Origin of the sequence: Mesorhizobium sp. M0028, assembly GCF_040323855.1 — a bacterium.
Lineage (GTDB): Bacteria > Pseudomonadota > Alphaproteobacteria > Rhizobiales > Rhizobiaceae > Mesorhizobium.
In genome coordinates, this window is the sequence record NZ_JAMYVG010000023.1 from 98125 (window position 1) to 109625 (window position 11501).

The 11501-nt window shown below is 63.6% G+C and carries 9 protein-coding genes; 6 read left to right on the forward strand and 3 right to left on the reverse strand.

The window, feature by feature from the left end; translation table 11 throughout:
- Window positions 1-303 precede the first annotated feature (303 nt).
- The 3 genes from NKJ93_RS28650 to NKJ93_RS28660 all read left to right on the forward strand — a co-directional run bounded on the left by NKJ93_RS28650 (window position 304) and on the right by NKJ93_RS28660 (window position 2551).
- Complete coding sequence (locus NKJ93_RS28650; RefSeq protein WP_023719157.1) at window positions 304-738, forward strand: DUF4383 domain-containing protein; 435 nt, start codon at window positions 304-306, stop codon at window positions 736-738.
- 6 nt (window positions 739-744) lie between these two features.
- Entirely contained in the window at window positions 745-1875 is a 1131-nt protein-coding gene (locus NKJ93_RS28655; RefSeq protein WP_352494894.1) for a hypothetical protein, read from the forward strand.
- Between the two features lie 160 nt (window positions 1876-2035).
- Complete coding sequence (locus NKJ93_RS28660) at window positions 2036-2551, forward strand: hypothetical protein (protein ID WP_352494893.1); 516 nt, start codon at window positions 2036-2038, stop codon at window positions 2549-2551.
- Window positions 2552-2559: 8 nt separating this feature from the next.
- Here the strand turns inward: NKJ93_RS28660 and NKJ93_RS28665 are convergent, their stop codons facing one another.
- Window positions 2560-4182 carry an FAD-binding oxidoreductase gene (locus tag NKJ93_RS28665; RefSeq protein WP_352592518.1) on the reverse strand — a complete coding sequence of 541 codons (1623 nt, stop codon included), beginning with the start codon at window positions 4180-4182 and terminating at the stop codon, window positions 2560-2562.
- Window positions 4183-4300: 118 nt separating this feature from the next.
- On the opposite strand from NKJ93_RS28665, the gene NKJ93_RS28670 reads away from it, so the two are divergent.
- Window positions 4301-4795, forward strand: a complete 495-nt coding sequence (locus NKJ93_RS28670) for a YegJ family protein (protein WP_352494891.1) — start codon at window positions 4301-4303, stop codon at window positions 4793-4795.
- 15 nt (window positions 4796-4810) lie between these two features.
- Here the strand turns inward: NKJ93_RS28670 and NKJ93_RS28675 are convergent, their stop codons facing one another.
- Together NKJ93_RS28675 and NKJ93_RS28680 are read right to left on the reverse strand one after the other, a co-directional pair.
- On the reverse strand, window positions 4811-5782 hold the full coding sequence (locus NKJ93_RS28675; RefSeq protein WP_352494890.1) for a hypothetical protein: 972 nt from the start codon (window positions 5780-5782) through the stop codon (window positions 4811-4813).
- Between the two features lie 73 nt (window positions 5783-5855).
- A complete protein-coding gene (locus tag NKJ93_RS28680; RefSeq protein ID WP_352592521.1) occupies window positions 5856-6896 on the reverse strand; it encodes a CapA family protein in 1041 nt (346 codons plus the stop codon).
- Window positions 6897-7038: 142 nt separating this feature from the next.
- On the opposite strand from NKJ93_RS28680, the gene NKJ93_RS28685 reads away from it, so the two are divergent.
- Window positions 7039-8292, forward strand: coding sequence for a hypothetical protein (locus NKJ93_RS28685; protein WP_352592524.1), 1254 nt, complete (start codon window positions 7039-7041; stop codon window positions 8290-8292).
- A 113-nt stretch (window positions 8293-8405) separates the two neighbouring features.
- On the forward strand, window positions 8406-11501 hold a 3096-nt coding region (uvrB, locus tag NKJ93_RS28690; protein WP_352592527.1), incomplete at its 3' end, for an excinuclease ABC subunit UvrB.

An 11501-nucleotide genomic window follows, 5' to 3' on the forward strand; every position in this document is an offset into this window, starting at 1 on the left:
ATGGCGCGCTGGGCAAAGCTCGCAAGAGTGGAGACCGGCGTGGTCCGGAACGGACGCTGCCCTCGGGTGGCGACTGGCAGGACCGTCAAAATCAAGGCCGGCATGGCGCGACATCTTTCGGGAGTTGCCGCCGCGACCGTGTCCTGATCTGACAGGGAGGCGCTGGGAGAAATCCCGGCGCCGACTGTCTTTGTGGCTCTTCCTGACGATTTTGCCGGCGACGCTTCACCCTGCGCCAAAATCAGCTACTATCCATTAGCCGTCGGGGGCCGTTTGAGAAGGCTGACGGCAGGGGGATACTTCATGACGCTCATCCAGAAGCTTGCTGTTGCCTATGCTTTCCTGTTCTTCGGTGTTGTTGCGATCGGCTATGTGCCGGCCTTCAACGATGCCGGCGGCAATCTGTTCGGCCTGTTCTCGCTGCAATGGTATGACGATTTGCTGCACGCCTTCTCCGGCGTCTGGGCGCTGGCCGCCGCCTTCATCTCGCACCGCCAGGCGGTGTTCTATTTCAAGCTGTTCGGCTCGGTCTATCTGTTCGACGGCGTGCTCGGCCTGGTCACCGGTTCCGGCTGCCTCGATGGCGGCATTTTCATCAACGGCTTCCGCTCCTTGAACGACATCGAATTCCCGGCCCGCTTTTTCGCCAACCTGCCGCACATCGTCATCGGCGGCTTCGCCGTCTATGTCGGGTTCTGGCTGTCGAAACGCGTGTACGACCATTTCGCCACGGCCTGACCGGCCATGTTCCTGTTCCGCTTGCTGAAGCGCATCATCAAGGCGATCCTCTGGCTTGTCGTCATTGTTGTGTTGATCCCGATCGCCGGGCTGGCGTACGGCTTTCTCACAACGCCGTCGCTGGACACAACACCATTGCCGGGGATCGCCGAGGGTGCCCCGCCAAAGGCGCTGGCCGACAAGGTACGTGCCGAGATCCCCGGCTACCAGCGGCCGGAGGAATCGACCTTTCTGACCTATCCGGAATGGGCCATCGTCTACGCCGCCCGCGAATATGCCGGCTTCGTCGACAAGAACCAGCCGAGCGGTTTTCCCTATCTCTCCTATATCGGCCGCTTCTGGCAGGACTATGCGATGGTGGTCCGCGCCAGCTCCGCCTACAAGTTCAACCTCGACAACCACCAGATGCTGGTGATCATCGGCACCAGCCACACGATCGAGCACGCCATCCAATGGGCCTATGAAAATACGGTCGGCCGCATTACCGAAGCGACGGCCGGCAAGCGCACCGCCGTCGACATCTACCAGGCCAAGGTAGCGGCCGACTATGCTGGTTTTCTCGACCAGGTGCCGTGGTACCAGTTTCCCTATGCCGAAAAGCGTGCCGGCCTGTTTGCCGTCCAGCCGGCAGCGGACGACAGCGCCGTCCGCACCAGCGAACGCAAGCTCGCCTTCGGCCTCGCCTACACCATCAAGCAGGGTTACGCCGATCTGATCAAGTCGGCGCTCGCCGCCACCACCGACCCGGCCTTGCTCGACATCCACGTCTGGGCCAAGGGTCCGGTCAGCGAGGTGACCCGCAACGAGCCCGACACCTTGCTGGAGCGCGATCTCGGCGCCGACGGCACGGTCTTCGTCACCAGGCGCTATCAGGTGTTCACCGACATGATCCCGCGCCTGATCGGCAAGGGCGTCTCCTTCGTCGAGATCGGCGGCAATGACGAGATCATGGTCACCGTGCTTTCCAATGACGAGATCAATGTTCCCCAAGGCGCACGCACCTTGTTCAGCTACCCGCTTCCGGCGGAACCTTCGACGCGCCGCACCGGCCTGACCGTCGCCGTGCGCAAGCTGCACATCGTGCTGCCGGCGCTGATGACGGCAGGCGCCAGGCTCGAACACGTCTACGATTACTGAGGCCTTTCAGTCACAGCCGGCCTCGGCAAGACGCTGCGTGACGCTCCGCCACGCTCATTCCACAATCGCGGCCAAATCCCGCCTTGTTCCGCAACGATTGATGATGCCGTAGCACTTTGATCTTGCGCACATGCGCCGGGCAATTCGGAGGGACAAGACCGTGATCAAGACCGCCCTTGTCGCCATGACCATCGTCGGCTGCGACTGCGACGCCAGGCTTTGCGAATATATCGGCGAGACGCCCGCCAAGTGGTCGACCATCGCTGAATGCGAAGCGGCAATGAAAAGCCAGATGCTGCGCGAGCGCAATTTCGATTATCCGCTGGTCTCGGGCATCTGCCGGACACAGAACTCGTCTTCGTCATCGCAGCTCGCGGCGACCACTTCGGAGCCCGAATTGACGACGGCCAGCACGGCCGCGACAGACCCGCTGCCGCCGGAGCTGAGCCATCGGCCCAGTGCAGCGGTCGGAACGCAGGCGACGGCGACGGAAACAGAAGCCGTCCGGCCGGTCGCCTACGAAGCGGCGGTCGATGGCGGCAGCGCCCTGCTCTACCGCACGAAGACCGGGTACGCCGTGGTCAAGACCGATCTCGGCCGCGCCGCATCGGCAACGATCGGCATCGCCAGGCGCTCGGCGAACTGGCTGGCGGCGAAGCTGCCTGACGGTCTGTAACCGGCACTTCAGGCCGTGCCGATCAGTGCCTTGATGGCGCGGTAAAAAGTCGAGGAAAACAGCTCCCCCGGATCGTATTGCCGCTTCTTCGCCAGGAAGGACGGCAGTTCCGGATAGGAGGCAAGCAGCTCCTTGCCCGTGTAGTGGAGTTGGTAGGGCAGGAAAAAACGCCCGCCATACTTGATCGTCACGTCGATCAGCGCCCTTGTCAGTGCCCGCATCCTGGCATTGCCGTCGGCGTCGGTCGGCTGATTGATGTAGAGCACCAGCGAATAGGCCGGCTCCGGCGCATAATTCAGCGCCACATCCTCCTTGTGGACGATGCGTACCGACGCGTTGAGCACCGGCAGGCTCTGGTTGCGCAGGATCTCGCGCGCTTCCGCGATGAACGGGTTATAGGCCGCCCGCGGGATGAAATATTCGTGCAGTATGTCGGTCTCGTCGAGCAGGTCGTTGAACAGATAGGGCACTGAATCGTGCATCGGGTTGTTGCGCGTGACCAGGCAGGCCTCGCCCTCGGCCATTGCCGCCGTCCGCGCCACCGTGCAGCTCTCGAATTGCGGCTCCAGCGTCTTTTCGGTGAACCATTTCAGCTCCTGGAACAGGCTGCCCCATTTCGCCAGGTTGATGATCACCCGCTTGAGCCCAACCGAGCCCGGTTCACCGATTGCCGGCTGGTCGGCCGGCGGCTGGTCGGCGACCTTGTCATAGCGATAGACGATCATATCCTCGAGGAAATTGCCCGGCGCAGTCGACAGATGCCCATAAAACAGACCAATCGCCCTGTTTGGCTCCAGCACCTCGGCGAAGAACGTCGGGAAATCGTCCGATTTGATGATCTCGCGCGAGGTGCGGTAGACGGCGTTGTCGACGATGTCGAGTGTCGCCTCCAGCACCACGCCGAACAGGCCGTAGCCGCCGACGACGTGGCGGAACAGCTCGGTGTTTTCGGCCGGTGAGCAGGTCGTCACCGAACCGTCGGCCAGCATCACCCGCATCGAACGGATCGAGCCGGCGACCGAGCCGGCCTGATGGTCCATGCCATGCGCGTTGACCGACAGCGAGCCGCCGACCGAAAAGATGTCGGTCGACTGCATCGCCTTCACCGCGAAGCGCGGGTGCAAAAGGTTCTGGATGTCGTGCCAGCGCGCGCCCGGCTGCAAGGTCATCGCCTTCGCCGCCGCATCGACGCTGATCTTGTTGAATTTGCGCATGTCGAGGACCAGTGCGTTATCGTCGAAGGCGTGGCCGCCCATCGAGTGGCGCACCGCCGCGACCGAGACCTTCAGGCCATTGGTGCGGGCAAAGGCCAACGCGCTCGCAATGTGGTTTTCCTCGCTGACTTCGATAACGCCGTAGACCGGCGTCATCGAAACGCCGCTGGCATCGTTGATGTCGCCGCCCTTGGTCAGCCATGGCAGCGACGGATCGTAGGCTGGCGCGTTCTCCAGCGGCTTCAGCGCCAGGTCGATGCCGTCAATGTCGGCAATGCGCCCGGAATTCTTCTGCGCCGACGGGCCGCGGGCCAGCCGCGCCACGGTCGTGCCGCCCCAGACCATCGCGCCGCCGACCACCGCCGCACCAAGCAGCAGCCGCCGCGACAGGCGAAACCCCTTGCGTTCCTCGATCATAGCCCCACCCCACTGTCCCAGGAATAGCGCCTGATGGAGACAAAAACCAGTTGCCAATCAGACGTTCGGCGAATGATGATCCGGTTTGTCTGGCGGAAATGTCGAAAGCAGTCTCACCATGAAGCTTGCAGCCCGTACCGCGCTTGCCCTGTTGCTCGCGTTTGCTCCGGCATCAGCCGACGCGCAAACTCCTGGTCAGGGCGACGACAAGGTCGTCAGCGTAGCTGGCGACGATCCGGAGATGGCGGCCGCTATCGAGCAGGCGCGTGCCGGTCTCGACGACTTCCTGGCATTGGCCGACGCGCCTCCATCCGGAACCGCCGACTTCCAATTGAAAGTCATGGTCAGGGACGGGGACGCCACGGAACATTTCTGGGTCATTCCCTTCCACCGTACGGCGGCCGGATTTGCGGGAACCTTGGACAACGAGCCGCAGACCGTTCACAACGTCGTGGCAGGCCAGGAGATCGAATTCAGCCGGGACGATATTTCCGACTGGGGTTATATGAAGAACGGACGCCGGGTGGGAAGCTTCACTGTCTGCGTTCTCTTCAAAAAGATGTCGAAGGATGACGCCGACTATTATCGCCAGAACTATGGCTTCGGTTGTTGACGGCTGAATTCCAGTTCAACCGGCTTCTACATCGTTCACGCCGATCTTTCGCACCAGCGCCGCTGTCGCCAGGATCGCGCCCATGTCGGCGATCATCGGCGCGACATGCTTGGTGTAGTCGAGGCGCGTGGAGATATCCGGCAGCTCGAAGAAATTCCTTTCCTGCGGCAGCAGCAAGAAGCCGTCGCTGCCGCTGAGCGCAACGCGTGCCGGATCGTTCGGCCGGGTTTCGCCGAGCCATCGCAGCGCCTGCGCCAGCCGGCCGGTCACCAGCGGCTGCGCCGCCTCGATATTGTCGGTGCGGAACTCGTAGGCGGCATCGAGCTCCGGCACGCCGCTGGACAGTTCCTGCATCTTGCTGCCGAAGATGCCGCGGAAGAAGCCGACGACCTTGTTGGTCCGGCGCGCGGCGACCAATGTGCCGGGGAACGGCACGATCGTCTCGAAGGCGACGATGACGCCCTTGAACACTGCTGTCGTGCTCTTGCCCGTCCCTTCCCGGAGATCTGCTTCGTAAAGCTCGAACGGAAACCTTTCATAGCGGCCGGAAAAAACATCGTCGAAAGACTGCCGGCTGAACGGGCCAACCGTCTCACGCGGCAACCGGTCAAACGAATTCGGCTTGACGTTGTGCCGGTATTGCATGTTCTCGATGAAGCCGAAGACGATCGGCAGCAGAGTGCTGCGGAACGACTGCCGCAATTTGCCCGCCGGCTTGATCGCCTTGAAATAGAGCAGGATTGCCGCCAGGAAGCCGCCGATATAGAGGAACACATGCGGGGTCGAGAACCACTGCTCGTTCGGGTCGGCAACCCCGTTGAAAAGCCAGGCCACAAGCGCCACGAACACCAGCAGCAGTCCGATGAACATCGGCACCCGCCAGCGCGTCTGGCGATGGGCCGAAGCTCTTTCGGCCTCGTAGACCTCGATGTTCTTCCTGATGCCGGCGATCACCGCTTCGCTCGGCATGAAATCCGCTGTTTCCATCGCCCACCCGCCGCCACAAGCTTGCCTGCGTAGCGCATGATAGCCGGTTTTGTGGACCGCGTCAGCGCAGCCATCAGCGCCCGGCACCGAAGATTGCATCGAGGCGGGCCGAAACTCTTTGCCTGGATTTTCCCTTCAACGTTTCGACCGGGACCAGCCGCTCATGATCGCCGGTGCGCAGCCGCATGAAGGCATGCAGCCGGTAGGCGGCGATGGCCCCGCGCGTGCCGGGATCGGCGCTGATGTCGACGACGAGAATGGCGCCGATACGGCCCGGCCATGGCTGGCGCGCGAAGGCAGTGCCGAAGAAATCGCCGAGCCCGTAGGCAACGAGCGTCTTGCCGATCCGCTCGATCGGCTGCACGACGTGGGCATGATGCCCGGCGACCAAGCCGACGCCATGTTCGGCCAGAAGCCGCGCCAGTGCCCGCGTCTTCGCACGCGGAAAATGCCGGAACTCCCAATCCCAATGCGGCACCGCGCAGAGGAGATCGACACCCGATGCGGCACCGCGCGGCCATTGCGTCGGATCGCCTTGCATCGAGACTCGGCCCGCGAATTGAGCCGCGCCGGCGTTGCGCCACAGGGTAAAGCCGGCAAGGCCGATGGTCAGCGGCCCGACCGCAAACCGTTCGACTGGAGCCCCAGCACCGATGGTGCGGCTGCCGAGCCGCGCCATCGCGGCGACAGTCTCGTCGAAGCCGGCAATGCCCTGGTCGAGCACATGGTTGTTGGCCAGCGACAGCACCAGTCTTTCCAGCGAAATGCCGGCGGCGGCCAGCGCCTCGGCAAGAAACCGCTCGCTCATCGCATGGTGCGTGCCGAACCTCGTACCCAAAACAGAGCTCGGCCGTTCCACGACCGGGCTTTCGCAATTGCCGACCACGAGATCGGCCGAGGCGAGCAGCGCCGCGATCGCCGGATCGCAGTCCGGCACACGACGATTGGCCACCGCCGAGATGTCGCCGACGAATGCCAGCCGCACCGTCCGCGCCGGCGCCGGTTCGAGCAGGGCTGCCGCCATCGGAGCGAAGCCGCGAGCCGCGCCGCCGAGCGAAGGCCGGAGGAAACGGGGCAGCCAGGACAGTTTGTAGGAAAGCGGATAATTCGACACGCGACGCCCAATCGTTTGCCCTGTGTAGACCGTCCGCCGGATTGATTGAAGCGTCGACTGTTATCGGTGAACCACAGGGCTACAGGCGCGCGAACCAAATGCGTGTATGATCCACTGCGGAGCGACAAAAGGGGCGATCACGATGACGCGTTTTTCCAGGCTGATGGCAGGCGCCATCGTTCTTCTCCTGCCGCTGTCCTCGGCCAGAGCCGCGGCTCCCGAACCGACGGCCCTGTTCGAGGCAAAAACCGTGGCCGAGCGCGACAGCGCGCTAGCCGCGCTGGAAGCCGCCGCGCCCGGCAATCCGGCATCGGCCTATGCCGCCGGCGCCGGTGAATTCTTCACCGCGCTGGAGATCCTGGCGGGCGGTCTGCACCGCCACGGTTTCGACAGCCCGCAATCGTTCATGCTGCCGCTGATGCGGCTGCCGGTGCCGGACAATGTCGATCCCGAGCCGCTGACCTACGAACAATTCCGCGCCATTCTCGTCGCCTTCCGCGACCGGTTGGAGAAATCCGCAGCCACGCTGGGCTCGGTACCCGCCGACGCGGATATCGGCATGGTCATCGACCTGACCCGTCTCGGCATCGATCTCAACGAGGACGGCCAGATCGCGCCGGACGAAAGTGCCGCCGCGATCATGGCGTCCCTGTCACGCGGCGGCGGTGCGCCAGACGCGGCCGCACCCGCCCTCACCTTCCGCTTCGACCGCGCCGACGGCTACTGGCTACAGGGCTATTCCGAATTCCTGATGGCGCAGGCCGATTTCTGGCTGGCGCATGACTTCAGCAACACCTTCGACGGTTCGTTCCATATGCTGTTCCCGCGCGCCAACCTGCCGCTGCAGGACACGCTCGTTCCGCCGGACGGCGGCATGAGCGGCGGCATGTTGTCGTCCGAATGGCGCATCGCCGATTTCATCTCGCTGGTCCATCTCGTCAACTGGCAAGTGGTCGAGCCGGAGCGCCGGCAATCCGCGCGCCCCCATCTCATGGAAATGATCCGGCTGTCGCGCGAGGACTGGAAAGCCATCCGCGCCGAAACCGACAATGACCGTGAATGGCTGCGCGGGCCGCAGCAAAAAGGCGCCAGCCCGCTCACCGGCCTCGACGTCGGCGAGCAGCAGGTGCAGGCCTGGCTCGCCGCCTTGGCCATGGCCGAGGATCTTCTGGAAGGCCGCACCTTGCTGCCGCATTTCCGCATCGCCGACAAGGGCATCAACATGAAGCGCTTCTTCGACGAGCCGAAGCCCTTCGACCTGGTGCTGTCGATCACCGGCCCGGCCATCGCGCCCTATCTCGAGCGCGGGAAGATTCTCACCAGCGAGGAGTTCGACCAGATCCAGCGCCAATTCGGCGGCGCCGGGTTTCTGACGTTCGCGTTGTGGTTTAATTGAGCGGGAAGCTTGGAGGGTGCTCCTGACACCCTGCTGTCAGCAGCCAAATTGCGCGCAGCACCCCTCACCACTCCGCTCTTTCCATTTTGGCCGATACCTCCCATATTCGGGCCATGGCCAGACTCTCTGACAAGAAAACGCCGCCGCCGGCGAATGACGATCGCGCTTCGCCGCCCAAGCGGCGCAGCCCGCTGACCGATTTCCTCGATGCCTCGGAGCCACTGCACGGCTTTGCCGAAGCGCCGCAGGCCGAGTTCACCGGCGCGCCGCTAACCGGCTCGATCGCCGACTGGGCCGAGCAGATCGAGCAGGAAGCCGAGAAGGAAGGGCGCGTTTCCGGCAAAGTCGGCGGCAAATTAGCGAAGCCGGCGAAAAAGATCCCCGAGCGCTCGTCTTCCCCCGGCCGTACGGCACGCGGCACGTCGATGGGCGGCGCGGCTTCGGCGCGGGAGCGCACCGCGGCCGGTCTCAATCCTGTCGCCGGCCTCGATGTCTCACTGGAAGAGGCCGAGACCATGGCTTCGGGCGGCGTCACCGCCACCGTCGCGGCGCTGTCGGCGCTGATCGAATCCGGCAATCCGCTGCACAAGGACGGCGTGCTGTGGACGCCGCACCGCCCTGCCCGACCGGAGAAATCCGAAGGCGGCATCGCCATCAAGATGGTCTCGGATTTCGAGCCGGCCGGCGACCAGCCGACGGCGATCAAGGATCTGGTCGAGGGCGTCAACAGCAACGACCGCACCCAGGTTTTGCTCGGCGTCACCGGCTCCGGCAAGACTTTCACCATGGCCAAGGTGATCGAGGAGACGCAGCGCCCTGCTCTGATCCTGGCCCCCAACAAGACGCTTGCCGCGCAGCTCTATTCCGAGTTCAAGAAATTCTTCCCGGAAAACGCCGTCGAGTATTTTGTCAGCTACTACGACTATTACCAGCCTGAGGCCTATGTGCCCCGGACCGACACCTACATCGAGAAGGAATCCTCGATCAACGAGCAAATCGATCGCATGCGCCACTCGGCGACGCGCTCGCTGCTCGAGCGTGACGACGTCATCATCGTCGCCTCGGTCTCCTGCATCTACGGTATCGGCTCGGTCGAGACCTATACGGCGATGACCTTCCAGATGCAGATCGGCGACCGCCTAGACCAGCGCGCGTTGCTCGCCGACCTCGTCGCCCAGCAATACAAGCGCCAGGACATAAACTTCGTCCGCGGCTCGTTCCGGGTGCGCGGCGACACGATCGAGATCTTCCCGGCTCACCTCGAGGACCGTGCCTGGCGCATCTCGTTGTTCGGCGACGAGATCGAGGCGATCACCGAATTCGATCCGCTGACGGGCCAAAAGACCGGCGAGCTGAAGAGCGTCAAGATCTACGCCAATTCGCACTATGTGACGCCGCGCCCGACCTTGAACCAGGCCATCAAGTCGATCAAGGAAGAACTCAAGCATAGGCTGGTCGAACTCGAACGGGCCGGTCGGTTGCTGGAGGCGCAGCGGCTGGAGCAGCGCACCCGCTTTGACCTGGAGATGCTTGAGGCGACCGGCTCCTGCGCCGGCATCGAGAATTACTCGCGCTATCTGACCGGCCGCCAGCCGGGCGATCCGCCGCCGACCTTGTTCGAATACATCCCCGACAATGCGTTGGTCTTTGTCGACGAAAGCCACGTCACCGTACCGCAGATCGGCGGCATGTATCGCGGCGACTTTCGCCGCAAGGCGACGCTGGCCGAGTACGGGTTCCGCCTGCCGTCCTGCATGGACAACCGGCCGCTGCGCTTCGAGGAGTGGGACGCCATGCGCCCGCTGTCCGTCGCGGTTTCGGCAACGCCCGGCGGCTGGGAGATGGAGCAGTCCGGCGGCGTCTTCGCCGAACAGGTCATCCGCCCGACCGGCCTGATCGACCCGCCGGTCGAAGTGCGCCCGGCCAAGAGCCAGGTCGACGACGTTGTCGGCGAAATCCGCGAGACCACCAAGGCCGGCTACCGCACGCTGGTCACCGTGCTGACCAAACGCATGGCCGAGGATTTGACCGAATATCTGCATGAGCAAGGCATTCGCGTGCGCTACATGCACTCCGACATCGACACGCTGGAGCGTATCGAGATCCTGCGCGACCTGCGCCTCGGCGCCTTCGACGTGCTGGTCGGTATCAACCTGTTGCGCGAAGGCCTCGACATTCCCGAATGCGGCTTCGTCGCCATTCTCGATGCCGACAAGGAAGGTTTTCTGCGCTCCGAGACATCGCTGATCCAGACCATCGGCCGCGCCGCCAGAAACGTCGACGGCAAGGTCATCCTCTATGCCGACCAGATCACCGGCTCAATGGAGCGGGCGATGGCCGAGACCAACCGCCGTCGCGAAAAGCAGATGGAGTGGAACGCGGCCAACGGCATCACCCCGGAATCGGTCAAGTCGCGCATTTCGGACATCCTGGACTCGGTTTACGAGAAGGACCATGTCCGCGCCGACATCTCGCAGTTCACCGACAGCGCCGGCGCGATGATGGGCAACAATCTGAAAGCCCATCTCGACGCGATGGACAAGCAGATGCGCGACGCCGCCGCCAACCTCGATTTCGAGAAGGCGGCCCGCATCCGCGACGAGATCAAGCGGCTGCGCGAGATGGAACTGTCCATCTCCGACGATCCTTTGGCCAAATATGCCGACATGGAAAGCCCGGTCTCGGGCCGCGAAAAGGGCAAGCACAACAAGGGCGTGGCCAAACATCGTACATCAGAGGAACGGGAGCGTTTCCGCAAGCTCGACGAGGCACGTGCCGCCGAAGAGGCAGCCAAGGCTGCACGGCCCAACCTCTTCCGCAAGCCGGAGCTCGACGAAATGGGCGCCGACGGTGCCGTGCCGGTCAAGAAGCCGCTCTTCGCCAAGCCCTCGCTCGACGCGATGGGACCCGGCACCGACATGCCGACGCCGGCCGGCGCTGTGTCCCGTTCGCTGTTCAAGAAACAGTCGGCCGAAGAAGCGCACGGCTCCGATTTCGGCATCCCCGGTGACTCGACAAAACCGCTGTTCAAGAAGAATTCGCTCGATGAGATGACCGTGCGGCGCACAGAAAAGCCGATCGAAGGAAAAGTGCCGGCAAAGCCACAGGCAATCTCCCCCCGTGTGGGGGAGATTGGCAGCTTCGGCGCTCCGCTCGCTCCAGCGCCAACCACTTGCCATCGGCCCTGCCCTTGGTGTACCCAATCCCTA

Bases quoted from the DNA above. Each gene is read 5' to 3' on its own strand.
- NKJ93_RS28650 (WP_023719157.1), top strand. From the start codon at position 304: ATGACGCTCATCCAGAAGCTTGCTGTTGCCTATGCTTTCCTGTTCTTC.
- NKJ93_RS28655 (WP_352494894.1), top strand. From the start codon at position 745: ATGTTCCTGTTCCGCTTGCTGAAGCGCATCATCAAGGCGATCCTCTGG.
- NKJ93_RS28665 (WP_352592518.1), bottom strand. From the start codon at position 4,182: ATGATCGAGGAACGCAAGGGGTTTCGCCTGTCGCGGCGGCTGCTGCTT.
- NKJ93_RS28670 (WP_352494891.1), top strand. From the start codon at position 4,301: ATGAAGCTTGCAGCCCGTACCGCGCTTGCCCTGTTGCTCGCGTTTGCT.
- NKJ93_RS28675 (WP_352494890.1), bottom strand. From the start codon at position 5,782: ATGGAAACAGCGGATTTCATGCCGAGCGAAGCGGTGATCGCCGGCATC.
- NKJ93_RS28685 (WP_352592524.1), top strand. From the start codon at position 7,039: ATGACGCGTTTTTCCAGGCTGATGGCAGGCGCCATCGTTCTTCTCCTG.